Origin of the sequence: Bacteroides zhangwenhongii, assembly GCF_009193325.2 — a bacterium.
GTDB lineage: Bacteria > Bacteroidota > Bacteroidia > Bacteroidales > Bacteroidaceae > Bacteroides > Bacteroides zhangwenhongii.
Genome location: NZ_CP059856.1, coordinates 1,416,212 through 1,442,768, shown reverse-complemented (window position 1 = coordinate 1,442,768; position 26,557 = coordinate 1,416,212). Strand labels below are relative to the sequence as shown.

Here is a 26,557-nt window from a genome sequence, read left to right as displayed (position 1 = left end):
ATTACACAGATTCTCACAGATTTCTTACTCTTACAAATTAGCCGAATTAAATATCTGTGTTAATCTGTGGTATCTGTGGTGCTTTTAATTACTTCACCATTGACGATTACGTCATCCATCGTGATACGCTCACAATTTTCGAAGATACATTTCTGTTTTCCTCCCTGAATATGAATATCACGCAAAACAATGTCAGATATCGGCGCTTCTTCCAAACCCACTATTTTGATCGGAGTCTTTACATCTGTCACAGTCATTCCACTGATATGTACGTTACGGAAGATCGGGGTGCGTTCACTCTTTGGTTCTGCAGGCATTTTACTGTATTTCAGGTTTAGCACGACAGCTTCCCGTTTTATATTACTCATTACAATATTACTGACGCAAATATCTTCAACCACGCCTCCCCTTCCACGAGTTGACTTGATGCGGATTCCACGATCCGTTCCGTCGAATATACAATTGGAGATGGTGACTTTGCGCACACTTCCACTCATTTCACTGCCGATAACAACGCCTCCATGGCCGGAAAGCATAGTACAGTTGGTTATGGTGATATTTTCGCAAGGTACTCCCAATCGACGGGCTTGGGCATCCCTACCGGATTTTATCGTGATACAATCATCGCCTACCGAAATATGGCAATCGCTTATATGTACATTGCGGCATGATTCGGGATTAATACCATCCGTATTAGGAGAAGGAACGTTATCAATTGTAATGCCTTTGATGGTCACATTATCACAAAACTCCGGATTTACCGTCCAAAAGGGGGAATTGACAATTTTTACCCCTTCAATCTTTATCTCTTTGCAACGGATGGGTTGGATAAACGGAGGACGGAAGAAACGGCGCTGCAAAGTACTTACATAGTCTTTGTTTGTTTCGGCATAAATCGCTGTCGTATCGTTTGCTGCATCCCACATCGGCTGATATTTATTTATATCACGCATGCCGTTATCTTTCAAATCAATCATGACACGAAAGAACTCCATCCACCATTTCTTTCCCTGTCCGTCCAAAGTTCCTTCTCCTTTGATGGTAATATTCTCGGCATCTACCGCATAGATCAAAGGCTGGAAACTTTTCATCATCACTCCTTCATGACGAACCTCGACAAAAGGAAGGTAGTCATCGAAGTTGTCAGAAAAGAGTAAAGTAGCTCCGGCTTCCAACTCCAGTGTAATGTTGCTTTTCAGATGGATACTTCCTGTCAGGTAAGTCCCGGCAGGAAAGAAAAGAGTACCTCCGCCGCCACGGTTCAAACGATCAATCGTTGAATTGATTAGCTTTGTATTAAGAGCCTTACCATTTGCTTTTGCACCGGCCTTCAACATATCCACACGCTCGGCACGAAGAACTGTGGTTGCACAGAAGCAAAGAAAGACGAGAAGAGTTGTCCGTAAATTCATAATCGATATTATTAAATTATATTTCATCATTGTCTTCTAAAGAATCATGAATACATTTTTTTTTATTCTACAAATATATGCAAAAGGTTCTTTCATTTTGCACAAACTAATTGATATGTTCCACTCTGTATCTCTTTGGGTTCTTTTTCTCCCGGAAGATAAACAACAGCCGTAGTATTCACCGGAACAGATATGTTTAAAGTGAAAGTGCCATTCTGGCTAGTCCAATCCACAACAATAGTACCATATAAAGTTTCATACGATGCTTTGACATATTTCAAATCTCCTACAGGCTGGGGAGCGATGATAAACTTTTGATAGGTAGTAGATGGACGAATACCGACCAGTGAATTAAAGAACCATTCATCAATCTGTCCCATCATAAAATGATTCCAGGAAGAACCTTGGCGGGGATCCCATTGCTCGGTTAAGGTGGTAGCACCGAATTTCAACTGGAAGCCATATCCGGGAGCTTCTTCGTGGTTGAACATCTTATAAATAAGTTCGTGCTGACCATTACGCGCCAGTGTCTGAATCAGATAGCGGTTACCCACATCACCGGTCGTTAAGCGATTGCCATGTGCTTCCACATCTTTAATCAGATTCATAAGTACTTTCTCATCCAACTTTGCATCCGGTTGATAACTGCCTTGTTCATCTGAATCCTGCGTCATCTGGAGGAATAACGGAAGTGCATTACTACATTGGCTCCCTGTACCATACTGTGCTGTCTCTTTATTGAGAAAACATTTATTAAATGCGGCAAGTATTTCATGTGCCAAAGAAGTATAATAATGAATGTCAAAGTCATTGCCAACCATTTTCGCAGCTTTTATTAAATACATTACTGTCATATAATAATGCGCGGTAGCCACCAGGGGAACCGGTGTGTTCCTAGAGAATCCGGCACGAAAATCTCCATAATCATACCAATCTCCCAAGCCGAAAGAAAGAATACCCATCTCTGCACGAGTCTTCAGATAATCCACATAACGGCGCATATTCGAATAATATTTCTTAATCAACGAGTCATCTCCATACGTCTCATAGTACATAAATGGGAAAATAACCAGAGAACCACCCCATTCCGGAGATTCGGCAAATGCATCCATACCCGGACCTTCAAAAACCACGTATTCCGGAGCAGTTGTCGGCATGGCACCGTTGGCATGTTGCGCATCTGCCATATTCTGCATAATCTGCGGAGCATAAGCTGTCAAATCATAGTTGTATAATAACCCAGGACCATTCAGATGCACCTGCTCCAGCCAGCCTAGTTTTTCACGATGCGGACAATCTGTAAACACAGACTGCATATTGCTACGCACTGCTTTTTCGATCAATCGATGGGCAGCATTAAATATTCGGTTGGATGATTCGAAAGTGGAAACTTTCTTAGCTGAATTAAATACGAAACAGGATTGAATATTCTTCAACACAGGCAACTTCTGCGGATTCTTTTGACCTTTTAAGACAACCCCCTCGACTTGAATATATCTAAAACCGTAATAAGAGAAACGAGGATGCCAGGTTTCGTCACCTTCACCTTTCAGTGTATATTCATAATAGTGTTGACGTCCCGTTTGTCGCTGATTACAGGCACCTTCATCTGTCAATGCTTCGGCTACGAGCAGAGTCACTTTCTGTCCACGTTTGCCACGTACTGTTATTTCTGGAAAGCCAGCCAAATTTTGCCCCATATCCAACACGAAAGCAGAAGGATCGACAGTTCTTTTAGTCGATTTAGAAGCTGAAGCAACCTGTTCTGCATTTAGTTTGGTTACCTTTTGAATATCATATCGTTCCATGATTTTCACCGGAGGCGCCATCTGTGGACGTAGTATTCCTTTAGGAGCTTCCTGTATAACTACCGGACGCCAATGACTATCATCAAAGCCAACCTGATTCCATCCTTTTTGCTCACAACGCGCATCGTAATCCTCACCTCCATATATGCAATTGAAAGTTACCGGACTAAAATCATATTTCCAGTCATTGTCAGAACGGAGTGCTGTAGATGTTCCGTCTTCGTAATTAATAACCAGTTCAAATAAAAGTGTAGGAGGACCAAAACTTATCTGTAATTTGCGATAACGTCCTCCCTGCACATTATAGAATCCATTCCCCAATAAGATTCCCACGGCATTCTCACCATGCCGCAATTGTTCCGTTACATCATACGTGTTATAGTAAACAGTTTTATCATAATCACTCCACAGTGGAGCAAATTCACTGTTACCTACTTTCTTTCCATTCAAAGAGAATTCATAGAATCCCAAACCACAAACGTATGCGGTTGCTTCTACTATTTTCTTGCCCGATTGACGGTTTGTATTCCCTTCTGTTGTATCTCCCACCTGGAATGTTCTTCGCAAACAAATACTTTTCTTTGCTAAAGTATCCACTGCTTCCCAAGCTGCCTTTACCTCCGGTTTCTTCAACTCTCCACCGTGAAACTTGCGTCCTTCCGGCAAATGAGCATTCTGGTGAGTGATAGCTCCAATCCATTTTCCTTCGGAAAGTCTTGAGGAAGCAGAGCGGAACTGTGCTTCACGGCTCCATTCAGAGGGTGCATCTGTCTCATCCCAAACACGAACACGCCAACTATAATTGAACGGATTATCAGGACGTATATCTGCCCCTTTTATAGAAACCAGCTGGCTCTGTGAAGAATAGACTTTTCCACTATTCCAGATTTGACGTCCTGTAAAAGCTTCCCGAATGTCTATTTCATAGGCTGATTGTCGTGTCCCGTTTTGAGGTGATTCCATCGCCCATCCCAAGCGAGGTGAACCTTCGACCACTACCAGACCTTCCTGCATTTCACAGGTAAGGCGGCTGATTGTTATAATCTTTGCCTGCATAAAACATGGCAGGCAAAGAAAAAGAAGGAGATATTTCTTTATATTCATTGTTCAGACTATCCTATCTATATTATCAGATAAATGATTATTTGAGTACATCCTTACAAACGATTCTTGTCAATGTATCTGCATGACCGACTTCTTTACCATCCACAAAAATGCGTAAGCCTTTTCCACAATGATAACGATCGCCGTTCTTATCCCAAAGAATCGTCAAATTATGACCATGATATAGCACATTATCCAAGCAGAACCAATCCCATTTGTCGACAGGGATCAACGGATTTACTTCAATTGTATTATCCAGACGCGGACGAAGTCCAATCAGTCCTGTAATCATCAAATCGTTGAAAGTAGAATGATTATAGTAGCGGCTGCGCTCCTGATCCCCTTTCAACCAATAACCGGTCACCTCATCCAGATATTCGCCAATGTAAGGACGACCACGATGATATTGTGACTCCACATACAATTCCATCTGACGGAAATATACACTGTCAGACAATACGGTCTGCGGATAATTATTCATAAAGTTAGCCATTGCTGTCAATGTCTGTGCAGAAGCAAACGGCCAGATAGCTCCGTCCCACTCACACTTACCCACTCCACGTGTACGGAATTCCGGATGACGACGCTCTGCAGTAGTCAATCCGTAAGGAGCAGAGAAGCCTTTTTCATCCAGAATCTCTTTCCAGGCAACTTCATATTTCTTTGTCGTATCCGGCAGGTTGAAATACCAGGGAATATATCCGATTGCTTCACGGACATTTGCTGAAGAGTCTGTACGCATCGTTTCAAAAAACTGGTGACGGGTATTCCACAACTCATTTTCTACCAGATATCTCAACGTGTCTGCTCTCATACCATATTTCATAGCCATCCCCTCGTCACCGGAAAGAATTCCCATCAACGAAAGCGCTTTCGCATTACCATACATATAACTATTGATTGTCGGGCGGGCATATTTTTTCTTCCGTCCGCCACTGATAGATTCTTCCATTCCATCCTGCACATCCCCCTGCCAGTACAATCCATTCTTCAAGCGGTTCGTACTTTCCCAGCGTTGATACTCGGTCTCCAGGTCTTTCTTCATGTCCAGCATAAAGTCTTTGTCGCCATCGACCATATAGCGTGCCAATACCGCATCTGCATTCCATGAACTGAACTTATTCATTTTCTTCATCGGTCCTCCATCATTACCGCGATACCATGTATGAATAATCTGATCCAGATATTTCGGGTCACGTAACCAACGGCTCTCATAAATATGATGTCCGATCGCACAAGCGATCAGGTTATATTTATCAGAATAGGAACGCTGAACGAGAAACTCCGTCATACCATATCCCACAGGAGTTTCCTTGATATGCTTGCGCAATGACCACCAACGATAATAATACATCTCTTCAAAATTACGTTGCGGGCATTCAAACAAAGGAATGTTGTCTTCCATCCACTCCGAAGCTTTTGCATTAGGAATCGCTTGAACGATATTCTCATCTTCCATTCCATTAAAATAATCCGCATAATGGCTGAAATCCTTATACTTCAAGAAAGCGGAAGATGCATCCTTGTCTGTGGAAGACGTTTTTACATTAGCTATACGATATTCGGCTATCGGCTCCTGTTCACCGGCACCGGGCAAATCGTATGTCTGGTCGGCCGGAGTATCCACTGTCGGGAATGTACGTGGCACGCCTGTACGGAAAGCTATTCTTTCGATACTTGCCACCGGAGCATAGAACATCCTCAGCCCTACCCTCTTGCCATCTACATATACTTGAATATTACGGTCGGCAGTTGAAAGGACAGCTTCTACATGATAGGTTTTTCCTGCTTCATACTTCATCATATTCGCAAACCGGGAACCACCCTTTGCACGAAAAACACCATCCGGTGTCAGTTCCAAACGGGAGCAGGCAATTCCATTCTCATCCAGAAATTCAATCTGAAGCGTACCTTTATCATTCTGTCCGGCTTGCAAATCAAAGGAGACTTTCAATTCTTTAGAAGCGGGAATTTTCCGTTCCACTTTTGCATAATCAAAAGGATCTTTATCTTGCAGTTTCAACCATTGTCCATTCAGAGAAACCGGAGCCCAAATCGGAGAGTAAATATTCCAATCAGTCAAGTCAGATATTGCTTTCGACTTTGAAAAGTCATCGTTGGCGTGTGCAGAAGCATTGAGTTCCACCGGCACAGGAATGCGGGAAATCCACATATCTTCCTTATTCACACTATAAGAAACCCATAAATCGCCATCTGCAGGTATCCCGTTCCCCTCCTGTATGCCACGAGGATACTGAGGACCGTATGATTTATAATTACCACCGTAACGCATCGGTGTGATTTCGCCGTGCACCAGATTCAACGTTGTATACTCCAGTCCGTCCTTACTCAATGAAATAGCCAACGGCCAACGGAATTCCGAAGGATTATATACCGTCGCGTATGTGCCGTCACTCAAACGTTGTCCCCAGATTTTCGCATTACTATTGACAAATCCCTTAGCACGGAGTACCGGTTGTTCCCAGGTATACCCTCCGTCTTCGCTGATAGAAGTGAGCGCGTGCTTCCAAAGGCTGGCAATTCTTCCGTCGGGAAGTGTGTAACAGTTAAATGCCTTATATCCTTTCTTTAAGGGGATAATAGGATCTTCACGGTCTGCCTCTTCTACCCATTGCATCATATACAGCGGATTGTCAAGAATCTCCTGGCAGGCTTTCACAAACTCGCGGTCTTTACTTTTCTTGAAATACGGATAATCGGTGTTCTTCTCGTTAAATCCGTGATTGTAATAAATAAAATAAATAGGACCGAACGAACCGTCCTTTTTTATTTCGCGTACTACCCGACCGATACCGTTTCCATCGTTCGGATCGTCTTTCCTATCTAAGGCAACTCCGTAATTTCCCATTGTTATTAATCGGCCGGACTTGGAGACATAGAAACCTACACGTTGGTGCATAATAGCAATCAGATCTTTGGCTTGCATACCCGGACGAGATTCCTTGGTATATCCGTCCGGAACTTTATAAGGCGGAAATACAATTTCCGGATTCGTCCATTGATAGCCATCCTTTGATGTCATCAGAAATGTTTGGGAAGGCGGTACATGTTCGTCCGAAGGATCAGCCAGATATTGATAATAAAACTGGCCGTTCCAATAGGCCAACATCGGTTGATGGTTATATGTCCATCCATTGCCGTTCGACGGATCGGGATGTTCCCGGTTGGCGCGTACCAATTGGATATTATGCACTCCTACCACCGGAGACAACTGTCCGTCGTGATAAGTAGGGTTCGATAATTCTGTTCCTGTGTAATGGATTCTGTCTTGCGCTGCAACCGTAGATGTCAACCATCCGGCAGCCAATGCAAAGAGAATCTTTGTAGAGTTATTCATGTTATTTAGTGATTATCGGTGAATGATTAGTGATTAAGGCGGGTATGTGTCAACAACGCTTTTACTACCGATTCGGGAGCTTTGAATATTGTTCCGTGTTTATGTCCGGCAGGTACACTTACTTCACTCGTCACATCGGTAAAATTTATAAAATCTTTTGTGCGCATAGCACCGTATATCTTTTTCTGATAGACATCAAAGTAAACAAGATACTCCTCTCCTATCTTTTCTACAGTCGGACCTTCTACAAACGATTCGGTAAATGGTTGCGACGCAGGTGAGTAAGGTCCTGTCAGGGAATCAGCAAAAGCAATTTTCAGATTGCGTTCCGGGCGGGTATTATCCTTAAGTACCATCACATAATCGTTCTTATCCCGTTTTACAAGGACTGCATCAATCGAACTGAATCCCGGATCATACAAGACTTTCGCTTTAGAAATAGTCTTAAAGTCTTTCGTAGTGATATAATACAAACGATGATTATTATTTTCCTCTTCTATTCCTCTCTCAAAACGGCCGGGAATGCAAGAAGCCCATACTACCATGAACTGTTCACTATCTTCATCATAGAAAATCTCCGGAGCCCATACATTGACTGTGGTCGGTTCTTCTGTCATGACAGGTATCATCTGTTGCTTAGACCAATGAATCAGGTCTTTGGAGTTTGCATAGCCGAACCCTAGATCGCCTTTCCAGCTTGTCGTCCAAACCAGATGAAAAGTTCCGTCGGGAGTACATACCATCGAAGGGTCCCGCAACAGTTGATGTTGTCCTAATTCGGGCTTCAGCCAGACACCGGGAATACTGTCCCAATGCATTCCGTCTTCACTATATAAATATCTTAAGCCCTCATCTGCGGGTTCATGAAACGAAGTAAACATATAATAGTCCTTGCTTCCTCCGCAAGAAACAAAAAATAAAATACCTATTGCCGCTAATGTATCTCTTAACCTTTTCATTGCTATTATAATCTATAAATTGTATCCTTTATACAAAGGAGACGATAAAAGGACTAATTTGTACTCAAATATAAACGAAGATTCTTCATCTTCCGATTGAATTTTATATACGATAAAAGGGCGACTCTCCGAGCCACCCTTTCCGTCATCAAACAAACTAACCATTTTTATTATGGGAAGAAAATCTTATAAGGATCCTCCACGTGCTTTCACACGTTTGTACCATTCTTCACGTTCTTTTTTCAAGTCATATCCGCGTTTAGCCAGATAATTATTGATACGTCCTTTATATTTTCCAAAAGCAGCGTGTTTTTTATTTGAATTTTCAGCGTCCAAAGCAAATTCACGAGCTTCCACCAACCAAGCGTATATTTGCGCTTTTTCTTCTTCTTTAAGTGTCGGAATCATGTCGAGGTGAGAATCGTAGGTCACCTTCACAACCCCGTAAGTCATTCCGTCCTTCACCGCTTCTATCTGCTTCTCGTCAAGGAAAAGAGATAAATTGGCGGGAAATGCGAAATGGGAACGATATAAAGCCGCATCTTTTTCATTCTCAGCTGCTTTCAATGCTTCATTCTTAGCCTCACCTGTCAATCCGGATTCTTTTACCTTCTTGACTTTCGCATCGCGTATCTCATAAATATCATTCAATTCGAAATAACGGTTGGCAATGATATTCCGGACATCCTCAGCAACCTGTTTATCTGTGAGTTCCAGTTTATCTACAATCTTCTGAGAACGGTTGACAATAGACTCCACATATTTCGGATCACGGTTCTCTTTGTTCAGGTCAACTGCTCCGGCGGACATCCAAGTAGAGAGCAGTAACAGAGAAATTATCAGTATCTTTTTCATTGATATTGTTTTTTAGTATAATAATGACATTTCAGCACCTTAGTTTACGTTAACTTCATCATTTACATTAACTTCCCTTTTTCCTCCAAAGTATCATAGTTGTTTTTCAAGTCTCTCCAATCTACTTTGTGCTTAGTGCTGATACCATTGATATACTTTTCGATATTAGTGTATCCGTCACCGGTACAGTCTTTATTGGCATCACTCGGATCGTTCGGATTCAATCCATTCGCTTTTTCCCACTCATCCGGCATACCGTCGCCATCCGTATCTACGTATGGAGTACCTTTGTATTCGGGATAGCCGCCCATCTGGCGAATATCTGTGATGATTCCTTGTTTGTACGAGTCTTTCGGCAGACGACGATATTTAAACTGTCCGTCTTCACCCATTGACTTCGGAGCCAATCCTGTCAAATCACCGTATGCATCTTTCGGAAGTTTCTTTTCGTAATAAGGAATACCGGTTCTTACTTCTTCGATAACGCGTTCGTCTACAATGTCGCGGCAAGGGATATTTGCACCTACATGTTTCAATACATAATCGTATGCGTCCTTTGCACTCATAATATTAATATATGGCATTTCGAACGGTTGGTAGCTTCTCATATACTCTGTATATCCGTCGGTATTCGGCTGAGTCTCAATCTGAATACCACCGTTCCAGTTATCTTTTGTAATCTCGGGATAACCTTCCATGATATTTCCGTCGGCATATACCCGTCCGTATACTTTATGATCCAGCTTGCTGCGTCCGGCTTCCGGTTTTAAGATACGGTGTCCTACATTGGAATCTTTAGGTGTGGCAGGTCCCGGCTTGTAGTAGTTATTAATCATATTGAACATCGCTGTATAATCACCTCCATCGGAAGAACGGTGTACCCAGTTGAACACTATATTATTAACGAAATTGAATATACCGTTCCAACCGATAGAAGGGTTACGGCCTGAGTTGCTAGCCCACAGATTACGGGCAAATGCACAGTTTTCTCCTCCCAACGTACTTCCGAATGCATGGTTATAAGTATCCAATGCTTTTGCGGAAATAGTATTCTGAATAGTTACATTGACAGTAGGGAGTTTCAAATCTTTGCTTTCATACTGTCCTTCGCTCGGATCATACATATGACGATAGAAAGATATATTTTCATCCAACCCCCAAGTACATGAACAGTGGTCAATCATAATATTTCCTACCGGATTTCCTCCGAAAGAGTCATCACGATGCCAGACCTTTGTCTCACCGCGACGGAAACGCATATGGCGTACAACCACATCATGCGTATCTACCCAGAATGATTCTCCGGCAATGCAGACACCATCTCCCGGAGCTGTCTGTCCGGCGATAGTTACATAAGGAGCGCGTACAATGATCGGAGATTCCAAACGAATGATACCTGCAACATTAAATACGATAATGCGTGCACCTCCTGTTTCACAAGCCTCACGGAAAGAACCGGGACCACGGTCATTCAGATTGGTAACGGTAATCACTTTACCTCCACGACCACCGAAGCTATACATTCCACCACCTTCTGCACCAGGAAATGCAGGAATATCGGCTTGGGGCAAATCATACGGACGACCAGCCCAAGGTATATACGGACGACCTTCTTTGGCTTCTTTCAGAACGATTGGCAACGCTTTTGCCCATGCTTCATCAGAACGCTTCCGTTCTTCAGTCATCATCTTTTTATAATTTTCTTTGGCCTCGTCTGTTATCTGTGGGTATTGTGCCCATACAACGCTCGGAGTCAACATTGCCGCAGCAAAAGCTGCTAAAAGTACATGTTTCTTCTTCATTTTTTATTGGGTTTTGTGAAGTTGTTAATTCAAAAATACAATAATAAGACGAAAAAGAAAAAGATTTGTAATCAGTAATGGTGATTTTTATTAGGTGTGGGGGACAGAAACTATTTTCCAATCCAATGTAAGCAAGCTATAAAAGCTCAATAAGAAATAATAAAATCGCCTTTTCCCTTTTTCCAACTGAGAAATAAGAGAAAAGACGATTTATATATTTAGATGAAATAGGAAATTACAGATTACTGTCTTGCATCGAATGTACCGGCAGCTTCATAAGCATCAGTCCATCCAATAGACTGTGTCAACCAAGGATTCATTTTCACAACATTAGTAGGCAAACCGGAAAGATAATAGTTCTGTCTCCATGTAATATAAGCCTGTTCTTTGTTTGAAGTTGCATCGACCGGAGTTTCTGTTTCTTTAAATTCGAAATTTGCAGTCCAGAATTCTCCAAGTCTTTCCATCTCACTTTCTAAGTTATCCCAATCGTCCACATCTACTGGTGTAAAACCATCACGTTTATCTGTCAAGGGATCTTCCTTCCCATCATAATCCTTCACTTGTAAATACTTGTTTTCACGATATGTGTTATTCAAAGGCTCTATGCCTAGAGTAGCACAAGTGGTATTGGAAGCTGTTGCATCATCGTTATAAAGCATCCAACGTATAATATCCCAATAACGTTTTCCTTCATAAGCCAATTCTATACGGCGTTCGTTCAAACAAGCTTTTATCGCTTCATGTTTATCGGAAATATTACCCAATCCGTAAGTACCATCTTGTCCAGCAAGTATCCCGACACGTTTCCGAACGTCACCAATCAATTTCACAGCCTCTGACGGATGTCCTGTGGCAGCCTGGCATTCCGCCAAGTTCAACAAAAGTTCTGCATAACGGTATTCGAAAACATCTGTTCCATCCCATTGGTAAGTATTATCACTGTTCGCATTCGGATTAGACATTTTACGTACCACTGCTAAGGAACTTCCACCCAAGTTGTCTGCATAATAATGATTTTGAGTCTGATCAGTCCAACGATAATTCCACACACTAGCATCGGCATTCTTATCATAACCCCACTTTTCACCAGTGAATGCAAACGTATAGTAGAAACGAGGATCACGTTTCTTGAAGAAAAGGAATGAATCATAACCATTCTCTTGTGTGGCCTCTTTTCCATCTGCCATTGGGAAAAGATTAATCATACCTAGCGGTACTTGATAACCTGCTCCACTTCCTCCCATAGATTTCAAACGGATAGCTTTTTGCCACCCACTGTGTTCGTCATTCTTCACGTTTGTACTTGCCAAAAGTTTTACCATAATAACTTCTTTACAGAATTTATTATCAAAATTGTGAAACATTTCATCCCACTCTTTAGCTGTCGAGCCGTAAAGTCCATAACCTTCACTGTCCAAGAATGTTTTTGCTTCTTGTGTGGCTTCTAATGCATCTGCCCAACGTTTGTTGCTCGGATTATCCCAATCCTTGTTGAAAAGAGGACTGGCAAAGGTCAGCAAGACACGACTTTTATAAGCCAATGCGGCTTCCTTTGTCAAACGTCCATATTGACTGTCGCCCCATTCTTTACGTGTGGGAAGCATTCCTGCCGCATCACTTAAATCTTTTACAACTTGTTCAATACATTTTTCTACACTCTCACGGACATAAGCTGTTGCTCCGTCACGATCACTTGCATCAATCACTTTGTTTACAATAGGTACACCGCCATACACTCGGACTAAATCGAATAATTGCATAGCACGTAAAAAATAAGCCTGCCCCTTAGCACGTTTGATTGCACTTTCAGACAAATCCTGTCCATACTTATCGACTCCTTCTAAAATTTCGTTACAACTACGAATACGAGTATATGGGGAATTACCGATGTTCGAACCAAGATTCGCTCCAAAATAAGTTTCACAATCATCAGAACGGTCTAGTTCCTGACTTGCATCAATTTTCGCCTGTATACCCCACTTCTCTTCTGTATAAGCAGTATAGTCATTCCATGCTCCGGCAAGTCCGTATGACTGTGTAGGAGTCATTCCCGATTTATAGAAGTAATTGTAATATACATTCTGGATATACGAATCTAAGTTCGATTCTATACCGAAAGTCATCTCCGGAGAGTATTTGTCATACGGAGTCATGTCCTGCAAGAACTGATCGCTACAACCGGAAAAAGACATACCGGTTGCCAGTACAATACTATATAATAAAGCTTTCTTTTTCATACCTGTTATTTTCTTTTTCAAAACGTTGTTTATGTTAGAATGAAACATTCACACCCAATGACCATGTACGCAGTGTAGGATACAGTGTAGTAGTGGCATCATACATATTACGATACTTATTTGGATATGGGTTATACAAGTCCCACAAATTATTACCAGTCAGACTTAATTTGGCTGATTGAATTTTCAACGGTGCCAACCATGCCTTAGGTAATGTGTATCCAATACTCAGGTTACGAATATAGCAACGGAAAGTACTGATAGACCAGAAGTCGGAAGGACTGTCCACGGAACCGCTCAAACGGTTTTCCATACCAAGGTTAGGATATTTTCCCATCGGATTATACTGTTCGTCAAACATATCTTTCCAGAATACGTCCGGTGCCCATACCATATCCTTACTAGAAGTCTTGATTTGTGCTACATCAATCTGACGCTTGCCTCCCCATGAAGTGGAAATCATTATGTTAAAGCTCAATCCTTTCCATTCGGCTCCTAATTTTGTAGTGAAACCGTGAGTCTTGTCTTTCTTGCATAGTTGGGTATAATCTTCATCTTTTGCCACACGACCATCCGGACCTTTTTGAGTACCGTCACTATTTAAACTTCCCCCTAAATCCTGATAAGCCAACATACCCGGACGCAATTCAGACTTATTTTTCTTACCTAAATATTCAACAGAAGAATTTCCTGCTGCAGTAGCATTTGCTTCCAGATAACTCCAGTAATTATCAATATCGGCTTGTGTACGCAAAATACCATCGCCCGTACTTGTTCCTCTCCATACATTGAATCCCCAGAATGGGAAGATAGTAGAATGTCCTTCTCTCATAGTATTCTTTGACGGAAGATTGTCGCCCATATCCGGCCAAAGTTTTACTTTATTATTACTGAATCCAAAGTTTACTCCGACATTATATCTTACTTGTCCTACTTTGTCACGCCAGTTTAAAGAGAATTCACCTCCCCAAGCGTCAATTCTACCATAATTCACTTCACCTATTGCACCACCAGCAAAAATCGGAGTACCAATAATACCACCTATATTCTGATTCAAAATATCGGAGTTAATATCATAATAGAAATCAGCAGTTGCACTTAAGCGATTATTCAAGAAACGCATATCCAACCCGAGATTGTACTTATTCGTTCTATCCCAATGTGCTTGTCGGTTGGGCGTAGCCTGCGGTTTCACTCCACTTGTCACAACACCTCCGTTAGCACCGAAGCCATATCCACGGCTCGGGTCAACCTCATACAATTGTTTCCATCTCCATGCTTTCAGGTTATCCTTACCTGTCTGTCCCCAAGACAGACGGACCTTCAAATACTCAAACCATGACGGCATCGTTTCTTTAAAGAAGTTCTCTTCGGAAGCTACCCAACCGGCAGAGATACCTGGGAAGAAGCCCCAATAGTTTTCAGGAGCAAATTTAGTAGAGGCGTCACTACGGAAGATAAATTGTAACAAGTATTTATCAGCATAGTTATAAGTCAGACGACCCAAATAAGAAAGAGAACCTTGTTTATACTTGTATGTAATAGAGTTTCCTGCATCCATTGCCCCGGCTGTAGGAGATGTGCCAAGGTAAGTATCAGGATCAGGATTATTGTAAAGCATTGTTTTTGATGTCTGGTAAGCCTGCATTTTCTCCAACGCAACCATTGCAGTAACGCCATGTTTACCAAATTGGCCTTCATAATTCACATAGAAGTTCATCTGCTCGTTTTTTGAAAGAATATCCTTATAAACGACACGAGTACTTCCTGTATATTTATCAAACTTATAGTCCTTGACTGAAGGGTGTGCGCTGTAAAAACGGTTTCCATCCGTCAATGAATTTTTAGCATTCAAGTAAGCTAACGTATAAGGCATAAATACCTGTTCACCATCGTCAGCGTTATGCTTCAAAGCGTAACTGGCTTTCACAGACAAACCTTTTAGGTAAGGAATGGCATAAGTCACCGAGAAATTGGCATCATATCCGAACACACTGTTTGTTGAATAAGAGCCATCATTATTCTCCATTGCAAAATAATTCCATGTACCCATTTTATTATTACTCTTTGCATTTCCGGCAGTGTCATAGCTCGAGATTAGCGGAGAAGTATAATATGACTTTCCATCATCTAGGGTAATTTCCCACGGCAAATAATCCGGCATGTGAGATAATAAAAGATAATCTCCTGATTCACCTGGCTTTATACCATCATAACCATTGATGGAAGTCATACCTTTTGAGAAACTCTTTTCCACATCTTGTTGATTGGCGGCAATGGTAGCCGAGAACTTCAAATCAGAAGTCAATTTAATATCAACACCGGCACGGAAGTTCCATTTATTATAGTCCTGTTTTCCCATATTAGCCCCTTGCGTATAATACGACGCACCGGCAAAATAAGTTGCTTTATCACTACCTCCGCTCACGTTTATCGCATGATTCATTGTAAAAGCAGAAGACCATGCTTCATCCAACCAGTTGTGGTGTTCATTGTCCATCGCAGCCAGTTCACTTTCACTATAGATCTTATTTACATATTCAGGTTTCGTATTATCAATCTTATTGGCTGCGATATTGAAAGAATTCGCAAAACGACCATAATCAGCACCTGTTAAAGTCTTCGGATGGCCTACGGCGTCATTAAAACCGAATTTTCCGGAATAACTAATTCTCGGCGTACCGGCTTTTCCACGTTTAGTCTTTACAATGATAGCACCTTGTGAGGCACGCGAACCATAAATAGCCGCACTGGCGTCACGAAGTACAGAAATACTTTCAATTTCAGTAGGATCTAATGCATTAAATGTATCCAATGTCGGAAGTCCGCTATTAGCATCTATCTGAATCACATCATCTATAATCACCATCGGATTACTACTACCGCCATCCTTAGAATAGGAGAATGACTGACGTATAGAAATGCTGGCTCCCTCTCCCGGACGGCTATCACCGCCACTGATACTCAATCCCGGGATTTGTCCAGCCAACGCTGCTCCTAAGTTTGATACCGGCAAATCCTCAATTTCTTTAGGAGCGATCACACCGATAGAACCAGTCACATCCTTTGCTTTTTGGGTACCATAACCTACCACTACCACTTCGTCCAACACTTTATTGTCTTCCTTCAATACAATTTTCAATGTCTCACCTTGCTTTGGTGTGATAAACTGACGAATATATCCAATAAATGACACAACGAGCTGGCTGCCATTCGGTACAGTCAACGAGAACTTACCATCAATATCGGTAATTGTTCCAACAGTTCCTCCCTTTATTGTCACACTGGCACCAATGATTGGTTCTCCTTGTGCGTCCACGACCGTACCTTTTACCACACTTTGCTGTTGAACAAGATTCACCGACGCAACCTCAGTTATGTCGTCAGCAAAAGCCTCTACTGGTATGGAAAACAAGAAAGAGAGACAAATAATCTTTGCTGCGCTCAGATATCTGCTCTGTGTTTTTCCAGAAAAGATTTCTTCTTTTTTCATCTGTTTACAAATTTAAATTCAAATATATAAAATCCCATGTTTAATTTTCACCTAACTACATAATAATGACGAAAAACATTAAAAACTGTAATCACTTAAAAAGAATAAAATATAGAAAAAGATATCTTTCTTCATATTCTATCCATGGACTCCGTCCTATCACTCCTGAAACACCTTCTTTAAGTACTCGATATTCGTTCCATAATTCTTCCTCACATTCCTTACATCCTCCTTATCTCGCGAGCGTTCCACGACCAGCCATCCGCTCCATCCCATCTTATCGAGCGTCTTTTTTACCTTATTCATGTCCAGCCGCTTGTTGAAAGGCAGGGTAACTCCGTCTGTATCTGTGCAATGAATCTGACAAATTCTCTTTTTCCCCAGAATCTTAAGCTCTTTGCACAAATCCCGTCCATTTTCCAATGCATTCTGAAATTTGAAATAGATCTTGATACCGGGAGAATTTATCTCTTTCAGCAGTTTCACCTCCCCTTTTGCATCAAGCTGAGTTTCTATACCGATGACCAAACCGTCGGAAGCTGCCATATCTCCTACCTCTTTCAAACGTTTTACTACTGCCATTCTAAGTTCCGGTTCATTCTCCCATCCGGCCTTAATACCTCCTAATGGAAGAAAAGCTACCTTAGCCCCCATCACTTGCATGGCGTCCAAACATTCCCGGACCAATTCTTTGTAATTAGTCCGTTCTAAAAAAGACTGCCCGTAAAATCCGGACATGGCAATAGATGGAACTTCTACTTGGAATTTCTGTGCAGTTTCCCGAAACAGTTGTTGGAAATGAGGTTCACGGAGTTTATTATCAAATCTTTCTCTTTTGCCAAGACCGCCCATATCCAGTTCCACACCATCCCCTTTCAATTCATGCACCAATTGAAAAGAGCCGATCTTCTGACGTTTCAGAATCATCCAGTCGCATACGGCAATCTTATAACGCTGTTCTTTTTGTTGCGCTCCGGCAACGGCCAATAGAGGGAAACATCCGGCAAGCAGTAATGCCCAAAGGATACACTTCAACAAATTCCTTTTCATTATCATTCTATTTTATACACGATTTATGTACTAGACGAATGAAAGAGAATTTTGTAATCGCTTATAACACAAAGAAGAAAATAAAAGAAGGAAAAAGAGAAGAAGAGAAAAGAATGAGAAGAAAAATGGGCTGCCGGACCCTGAAATGTCCGACAGCCCTGTCAACCCAAAAACGATACCTATGAAACACTGTGTGTCATTTCAAATCAAAATATATGTGTTGACCATGAACAAGTTCATCATGTGTGATACGATATTTATTGAACTTCTTTCCATTCAGTAACACCTTATTGATATAAAGAGTTCCCGGTTGGGCGCGATTACTTTCAATCACTAATTCCTTTTCTTTATACCATTTCGGATCCAGGCGAATAGTCACCTTGTCGAATACCGGAGTCGTCAATGTATATTCCGGCAATCCCGGACAATCCGGATAGAAACCTATCATATTGAAAATAGCCCATGAAGACATCGTTCCCGTATCATCATTTCCGGGGATACCATCCGGCTTCGTTGTAAAATACTTATCCAACAACCGTTGCGTTTCTTTCTGCGTGCGCCATTCCTCTCCTTTAAAATAAGAGAACAAATAAGGATATGCAATATCCGGTTCGTTGGCAGGATCATAAAGTCCTTCATCAAACACCATCTGCAACTTGTTAATGAAAGGTTTCTTGCCCCCCATCAACTTTGCCAGTCCATATACATCATGCGGCACATAAAATGTATAATTCCAGGAGTTGCCTTCATGAAAACCGGGATTCGGCTCGAAGTTCTCTCCCTGTCTCGGATTAAACGGACTATAAAAAGTACCGTCAGGCAATATCGGACGGAACGTTCCGAACTCCTTGCTATAATAATGTTTATACCCTAAAGACCGCTTATAGAACAGTTCCGCTTCCTTTTTCTTACCCAAAGCCTCTGCAAAACGGGAAAGTGCAAAATCTGCAATATAATACTCCAGAGCGTGAGATACCGAATTGTCATACTGTTCGCGGAGGGGCACATATCCTTTCGACAGATAATCGTCATTGTCAGGACGCATCAGATTGTCCGCTCCCGGCAGTGTAGCCGATTTGTACATTGCTTCGTATGCCAGCTCCACATCAAAGTCACGCAAACCCTTCATCCATGTATCTACAATCACCGGAATGCTTGGGTCGCCTTCCATTGTCAATGTCTCTCTCCCATACAATTCCCATTTCGGCAACCACCCATGTTCACGATACATATCCAACATGGTGCGTACCATCTCCATCTGGCGTTCCGGATAAACCAGTGTCAACAATTGGTGAACATTGCGATACGTATCCCAAAGAGAAAATACCGTATAGCGGTCTCCCTTTGTCGTCATAATCTTATCGCTTTCCATTGCCGGATATTCTCCGTTGACATCCTGCAAGATATTAGGATGAATCAGCAGGTGATAGAGTGCCGTATAAAACACAGTCTTCTGCGCATCCGTTCCGCCCTCTACAGTGATACGTGACAAGTCGTCATTCCATTTAGTACGCGCTTCGGCAAGAATCTGCTCAAAATTCTTTCCTTCCTGTTCACGGCCCAAGTTCAACCGGGCATTTTCAATGCTCACAAAGGAAACTCCCATCTGCACTTCCACCTGTTCTCCCTCTTCCGTTTCAAAAGAAAAATAAGTCCCGATATCATCACCGGCTATTTCTTTTCCATAGCGGGTATAGAGTTTATACTTCCCCTGATCCGCATCCCATTCGGCTTCCACGCCCGTCATCGGACGTTGCTTCTTCCAGTAGCCGGTTGCGGAAGGAACCTTTTTAACCCGCATCACAAAGTAAATAGGGAAAACAGCTTGAGGATTATAACAGAACGTACCGAGCAGTTTCATGCCTTCCACCTCGCAATCATTGACACGGCGGAGCATAGCGCCACTTTCGTTCGTCAGTCCCTCTCCTAAATTCAGCAATATATGGCTTTTGCCTTTTGGGAAAGTAAAACGGGCGATACTTGTACGGGGAGTAGCGGAAACCTCTGTCTTAACGTTATATTTCGTCAGATAATTGGAATAATAACCCGGTGAAGCCTGCTCATCCTTATATTTACTTCCGTATTCTTTATAATCCACATTCAGCTCTCCGGTAGTGGGCATTAAAAGTAAAGACCCCAATTCCGGACAACCTACTCCGCTCAGATTGACATGAGCATATCCTGTAAAGAAACAATTGGTATATTCGTATGGAGTAGACCACCATCGTGCATCTTTATCATACGTGTTTTCCGAAGAACCCATCACATTAAAAGGAACTACGGACATCATTCCGTTCGGACACACCGCTCCGGGATTGGTCGTGCCGAAATTGGTCGTTCCGATAAAAGGATCTACATAATCAACCGGAAGACTCTTATCAGCGGGGGGGCTTCCACCCTCTCCCGCATATACAGGAAGAAGGGCGAAAGCAAGTGTGTAAGTTAATAGAATACGTTTCATGGCTTTATTAAATGATACTTGTCCGTTTAGTAAAGTCGATAATCTCTTTAATATATCCGAAGGCCATGCCCACAACAGTGTCGGCGGCACCATAATAAACAGCTACACGTTCGCCATCCTGCAATGCGGCACAAGGGAATACTACATTCGGCACATCTCCCTGCAGTTCATAAGGAGCAGCCGGACCTAACAAATATTCGCGGGTACGATACAGCACTTTTTCCGGATGATCCTTATCGAGTATGGCAGCTCCCATTGCATAGCGGAAACCGTTGCAGGTAGTAATCACACCGTGATAGAACAGCAACCAGCCTTCATCCGTAAGGAAAGGTACGGAACCGGCTCCGATCTTCGTACACTGCCAGGCGCTTTCCGGGAAAGGAGTCACTTTCATCACGCAACGATGTTCTCCCCAATACTTCATATCCGGACTGTAACTGATATATATATCACCGAACGGAGTATGCCCGTTATCACTGGGACGACTCAACATGGCATATTTACCGTCTATCTTCTGCGGGAAAAGCACACCGTTACGGTTGAAAGGCAGGAAAGCATTCTCACATTGGAAGAACTCCTTAAAGTCGAAAGTATAAGCAATGCCAATGGTAGGACCATGATAACCGTTGCACCAGGTCACCCAATAACGGTCTTCAATCCACGTCACACGGGGGTCATATTTATATTCCGATTCGATCATCTCCGTGTTGCCGGCTTTAAACTGAATCGGTTCGTGGCTGATCTCCCAATTGATACCATCCTTACTGAATCCGGTAAATATGTTCATCTGCACGGCCTTGTTGTCACAACGGAACACACCTGCGAAACCATCTCCGAATGGAACGACGGCACTATTGAAAATACTATTGGATGAAGGGATATGATAGCGTCCGATAACCGGATTTTGTGAGTAACGCCACATTACGTCCGCACATCCTGCAGGACGATCTTCCCAAGGAATTTGAATTTTATTCATGATATTCGATTATTTATATGATTATTTTTTTGAATCGTCATACGTGAACGGGATGAAATAAGTAATCAGAAAAGCCGGTATAGTCGCTATCAGAACATAAATAAAGAAGTTCCGGTAACCCAGCAAGTCACTCAGATAACCGCTGACCATTCCCGGGAGCATGACTCCCAGATTCATGATTCCTGATGCAAAAGCATAATGCGACATCTGGTGTTTTCCCGGAGCAATCTGTTGCATCATAAACAATGTCAATCCGACAAACCCGAAGCCATAGCCAAAATACTCCATCGTAATGCACGTTCCTATCAGATACACATCGGTAGGCTGCACCACCGCAAGGAAAGTATAAGCCACAAACGGAAGATTGAAGATGCAGCAGAGAGTGAACAAAGTCTTCTTCAATCCGAACTTAGATACATAAATGCCTGCCAACAGTGAACCTAACACGAAAGCGGCAGAACCAAAAATTCCGTTCAATGTACCAATCTCCTTCAAAGACAGTCCCAACCCGCCCGCTTCTCTCGACGCACGCAGAAACAACGGAGCAATCTTCATTATGAATCCTTCCGCCAAACGGTAGAGGATGATGAAACAGATATAATAAAGAATATGCTTTTTAGTAAAGAAGTTAGCAATCACACCTACCAATTCCCGTCCCACTTCCGAAGTCGTTTTTTTCGTTGTTGAGGGAATCTGCGTAGAAGGCAGCACCTTTATATGATAGATACCTATCAATACCATTATCACAGCGATTACCGCAAAAATAATCATCCATGCAGACGAATACGCACCTTTATTGGCATCGATTGAAGCTCCCTCTATCGCTCCGAAATGTTCCGCCAATGCACCAGCCATAGCGACCAGTCCACCGTTAGCCACCAGTTTGGCTACATTATAGAAAGCACCTTGCACACCGATATATTTCGCCTGATCCTCTTTGTTCAGTTCCGCCATATATACACCGTCGCAAGCAATATCATGTGTCGCGCCGCTAAAAGCAATCACCGCCATCGTCGAAATACTGATAGCGAAGAAATAGTCGAAGAATAAAGAAAAGGCCACCACTCCAAACAATACTCCGCTCAACAATTCGGTCACCAGTACGAAGAATTTCTTTGTCCGGAACATCTCAAGAAAAGGGCTCCACAAGAATTTCAGCGTCCAAGGCATCATAATAAGGGAAGTCCAGAATGCGATTTGTGTATCCGACACTCCCAGATCCTTAAACATAAATACGGAAACCAGATTAATGGCAATAAAGGGAAGTCCCATTGCAAAGTAAGCGGTAGGAACCCAGCAAGCCGGGTTAATAGTCTTTCGTTGAGAAGCAGTTTTATTCTGTTGCATAAATCATAGTATATAGATGAATAAACTCATTTTTCTGACCCATCTATATATAATACAACTAAAGGGAGGAAACTACTAACGTTTCCCCCCTCTTTTTTTTCATTTATTATCATTTCCGCCATAAATATCCGTTTTACTAAAAAAAAGTTATACCTTCGTTTAGTAAGGTTATAACTTAAAATGTACTACTACTGAATAAGCGCTTATTGAATTTGTTTTTAAGTGTAACCTTTAAATTTATAAATTATGAGAAACATTGATACATAAGACCTTTGTACGAAAGTAGTAATTCAATTTACTGACTTCTAATAACAAAACCCAAAAATTATTTCTAACTAAAAAGAATAAGATGAAAGAAATTATAAAACACAAGTTTTCATACTTGTTATTCTTCCTTTTGTTGGTTTCGTCTTTTGCTTCCGCTTATGGGCAAGAACGGACAATCACTCTTAATCTGTCGAAAGTACCTCTGAATACTGCATTGAAAGAAGTTGAAAAACAGACTTCAATGTCGATAGTTTATAACTCAAGTGATATCAATATTAACCGCATCGTATCTATCAAAGTAAAAAAAGAGTCCCTCACTAATGTCATGAGCATATTATTCAAGGGAACCAATGTCAGTTTTTCAATAGTCAATAATCATATCGTACTTTCTGCAAATAATAAGAAGGAAGAACAGCAGAAAAAAGTTCCTGTTACGGCAAGCGGTACCATAACAGATGCGCAAGGTGAACCTCTAATTGGTGTAAGTGTCTTGATAAAAGGAACTTCCAACGGCACCATTACCGATATGGACGGAAACTTCAAGATACAGGCATCCAAAGGTGATGTGCTGGAAATTTCTTACGTAGGCTATGCCACCCAGACAATCACGCTGGCCAATGCACAACCCTTGAAAATCACAATGGGAGAAGACGCGCAGGCACTCGATGAGGTTGTTGTCACAGCTTTGGGTATCAAGCGTGCCACAAAAGCATTGAGTTACAATGTGCAAGAAGTAAAAGGTGACGAGCTTACTACGGTGAAAGACGCTAACTTCATGAACTCACTGGCAGGCAAAGTAGCCGGTGTGAACATCAATGCTTCTTCTTCCGGTGTGGGCGGTGCAACTCGTGTAGTGATGCGCGGTACCAAATCCATATCCTCAGACAACAACGCATTGTACGTAATCGACGGTGTACCCATTTTCAACATCAACAAAGGTGATATAAGCGGACAATATTCAGTTCAGCCGAGAGGAGAGGGAATATCCGACATTAACCCGGAAGACATAGAAAGTATGTCCGTCCTGAGTGGTCCTGCAGCAGCCGCATTATATGGTTCCAATGCTGCATCCGGTGTGATTCTGATCACCACCAAGAAAGGAAAAGAAGGCACGGCCAAAGTCACAATTTCAAACAATTCGACTTTCTCGTCTCCTTTTATCATGCCGGAATTCCAGACTTCGTATATCAACCGTGCCGGATCTTTCGCATCTTGGGGAGACAAAGCACCTTCCATGTTCGGCAGTTACGACCCGAAAGACTTTTTTAACACAGGCACAAACATTCAGAACAACATTTCATTATCAGTAGGTAGTGACAAGAACCAAACATACCTGTCCGTCGGGACAACAAACGCAACAGGTATCATTCAAAACAGTAAATATGACCGTTACAACTTCACAGTAAGAAATACGACAAGTTTTTTGAAAGATAAGATGACTCTGGATGTAGGTTTCAGCTATATTGTCCAGGAGGATAGAAACCTAATGGCACAAGGCGAATATTTCAACCCGCTTCCGGCAGTATATTTATTTCCGCGTGGAGAGAATTTCGAATCAGTCAGAATGTATAAGACCTATGATGAGACCCGGAAAATAGACGTTCAAAACTGGAGTTGGGGAGATCCCGGTTACAGTATGAAGAACAATCCGTATTGGGTAATCAATGAAATGAATCACGGTATAAAGAAGCAGCGTTATATGGCCAATGTCAATCTGAAGTATGAGATTCTTGATTGGTTGAATGTCGCAGGTCGTGTGCGTATAGACAATGCCACCAATGATTTTACAGACAAGAGAAGTGCTACTACAGACACTTACTTTACCGATGGTTCCGACTATGGTTTTTATAAATATTACAAAGCGGACGACCGGCAGGTTTATGCGGATATCATGGTCAATATAGACAAACGTTTCAAAGACTTTTCTTTGAGTGCTAATATTGGCGGTAGTTTCACGCAGACCTATTATGATGAAAAGGGATTTCAGGGAGGTTTGAAGGATATGTCCAATGTATTCAGTCTATATAACATGAATACAGTGCTGGATAAAGACACCTATCCGGTGGAAGACGGTTACAAACAACGGACCAATTCTGTTTTTGCAAGTGCGGAACTTGGCTGGAAGAGTATGTTATATTTAACACTGACAGGACGTAATGACTGGGACTCCGCGTTAATAAACACCGAGCGGTCATCATTCTTCTATCCGTCTGTCGGACTTTCCGGTGTTATTTCCGAGATGGTGAAATTGCCTACATTCATTTCTTATTTGAAAGTGCGCGGCTCATTCGCATCCGTAGGTACTGCCATTCCCCGCAATCTGTCTTCTAAAAAGACATACAAATGGGAACCATCTACAAGCCAATGGAAATTACAGACTTATCGTCCGTTACCTAAATTATATCCGGAACGCACCAACTCTTGGGAAGCCGGTCTGAATGCAAAATTCTTCCGCAACTCATTGACCTTAGATGTCACTTGGTACAAAGCGAATACCCGCAAGCAGACTTTCTTAGTTCCATTATCGGGAACGGCTGTCTATGCTGCTATGTATGCGCAGTCCGGTAATATCGAAAACCAAGGTATGGAGTTCACTTTGGGATACAATAAGAAATGGGGTGATTTTGGCTGGAACTCTAGCTTGACATACAGCTTCAATAAGAATAAGATTGTTGAACTGCTGGATGATGCTGTAGATGACGAAGGCAACCATTACACTTTGAAAGAAATCGATAAAGGCGGTATCGGGTCTGCTAAGATAATCCTGCGCAAAGGTGGAGATATGGGAGATATGTATGTAACCAACCGTTTGAAACGTGACCAGGAAGGCAACATCTACATAGACAAAGCCACCCAGAACGTGAAAAAGGAAGACATAAAGAATTCTGACGAATTTATTCATGTAGGCTCCGTTTTGCCGAAAGGTAATATGGGATTCCGTAATGACTTCTCATATAAAGGTATCAATTTAGGATTCATGCTTTCCGCTCGTTTTGGCGGTATCGTTATATCACCGACTCAAGCCGTGATGGATCAGTTCGGAGTATCCAAGACTACAGAACTGGCACGTGAAAGTGAAGGTATCGCAATCAATAACGGTTTGGTAGATACTCAGACTTTCTATACGGAGACAGCGGGAGTAAGCGGTCTGATGTCCAATTATATATACAGCGCCACCAATGTACGTTTGCAGGAAGTGTCTGTCGGATATGCATTCCCGGCTAAATGGTTTAACAACAAATGCAATCTTAGTCTGACATTGACCGGGCACAATCTGTGGATGATTTACAATAAAGCTCCGTTCGACCCGGAATCAACCGCTTCTACCGGTACTTATTATCAGGGTATCGACTACTTTATGCAACCCAGTCTGAAGAGTTGGGGATTTAATGTAAAAATACAGTTCTAATGATTAAAAATAAAGA

At 42.1% G+C, this 26,557-nt stretch carries 13 protein-coding genes; 1 reads left to right on the top strand and 12 read right to left on the bottom strand.

The annotated features are described in order from the left end of the window. Nucleotides 1-59: 59 nt before the first annotated feature. From GD630_RS05760 to GD630_RS05705, 12 genes are all read right to left on the bottom strand, one after another. Nucleotides 60-1,412, bottom strand: a complete 1,353-nt coding sequence (locus GD630_RS05760; RefSeq protein ID WP_143865947.1) for a glycoside hydrolase family 28 protein — start codon at nt 1,410-1,412, stop codon at nt 60-62. Between the two features lie 92 nt (nt 1,413-1,504). Further along, entirely contained in the window at nt 1,505-4,324 is a 2,820-nt protein-coding gene (locus tag GD630_RS05755; RefSeq protein ID WP_182505715.1) for a glycoside hydrolase family 78 protein, read from the bottom strand. Between the two features lie 37 nt (nt 4,325-4,361). Continuing rightward, the gene (locus GD630_RS05750; RefSeq protein ID WP_143865945.1) at nt 4,362-7,682 is read right to left on the bottom strand and encodes an MGH1-like glycoside hydrolase domain-containing protein; all 3,321 of its coding nucleotides are present in this window, start codon (nt 7,680-7,682) and stop codon (nt 4,362-4,364) included. Between the two features lie 26 nt (nt 7,683-7,708). After that, nucleotides 7,709-8,641 carry a glycoside hydrolase family 43 protein gene (locus GD630_RS05745; protein ID WP_182505714.1) on the bottom strand — a complete coding sequence of 311 codons (933 nt, stop codon included), beginning with the start codon at nt 8,639-8,641 and terminating at the stop codon, nt 7,709-7,711. A 186-nt stretch (nt 8,642-8,827) separates the two neighbouring features. Beyond that, nucleotides 8,828-9,496, bottom strand: a complete 669-nt coding sequence (locus tag GD630_RS05740) for a DUF3826 domain-containing protein (protein WP_143865943.1) — start codon at nt 9,494-9,496, stop codon at nt 8,828-8,830. 62 nt (nt 9,497-9,558) lie between these two features. Continuing rightward, the gene (locus GD630_RS05735) at nt 9,559-11,298 is read right to left on the bottom strand and encodes a polysaccharide lyase (RefSeq protein ID WP_143865942.1); all 1,740 of its coding nucleotides are present in this window, start codon (nt 11,296-11,298) and stop codon (nt 9,559-9,561) included. A 242-nt stretch (nt 11,299-11,540) separates the two neighbouring features. Beyond that, entirely contained in the window at nt 11,541-13,538 is a 1,998-nt protein-coding gene (locus GD630_RS05730) for a RagB/SusD family nutrient uptake outer membrane protein (protein WP_143865940.1), read from the bottom strand. A gap of 34 nt (nt 13,539-13,572) precedes the next feature. Continuing rightward, nucleotides 13,573-17,031 carry a SusC/RagA family TonB-linked outer membrane protein gene (locus GD630_RS05725; protein WP_143865937.1) on the bottom strand — a complete coding sequence of 1,153 codons (3,459 nt, stop codon included), beginning with the start codon at nt 17,029-17,031 and terminating at the stop codon, nt 13,573-13,575. A gap of 159 nt (nt 17,032-17,190) precedes the next feature. Continuing rightward, nucleotides 17,191-18,081, bottom strand: coding sequence for a sugar phosphate isomerase/epimerase family protein (locus GD630_RS05720; protein ID WP_182505713.1), 891 nt, complete (start codon nt 18,079-18,081; stop codon nt 17,191-17,193). 196 nt (nt 18,082-18,277) lie between these two features. Continuing rightward, nucleotides 18,278-20,542 (bottom strand): GH92 family glycosyl hydrolase, encoded by a 2,265-nt coding sequence (locus GD630_RS05715; protein WP_143865935.1) that lies wholly within the window; start codon nt 20,540-20,542, stop codon nt 18,278-18,280. Between the two features lie 7 nt (nt 20,543-20,549). Further along, nucleotides 20,550-21,518 carry a 1,4-beta-mannosyl-N-acetylglucosamine phosphorylase gene (locus tag GD630_RS05710; RefSeq protein ID WP_143865933.1) on the bottom strand — a complete coding sequence of 323 codons (969 nt, stop codon included), beginning with the start codon at nt 21,516-21,518 and terminating at the stop codon, nt 20,550-20,552. A 21-nt stretch (nt 21,519-21,539) separates the two neighbouring features. Beyond that, the gene (locus GD630_RS05705) at nt 21,540-22,865 is read right to left on the bottom strand and encodes an MFS transporter (protein ID WP_007760096.1); all 1,326 of its coding nucleotides are present in this window, start codon (nt 22,863-22,865) and stop codon (nt 21,540-21,542) included. Between the two features lie 349 nt (nt 22,866-23,214). On the opposite strand from GD630_RS05705, the gene GD630_RS05700 reads away from it, so the two are divergent. Beyond that, on the top strand, nt 23,215-26,541 hold the full coding sequence (locus tag GD630_RS05700; protein ID WP_143865931.1) for a TonB-dependent receptor: 3,327 nt from the start codon (nt 23,215-23,217) through the stop codon (nt 26,539-26,541). Nucleotides 26,542-26,557: the final 16 nt, after the last annotated feature.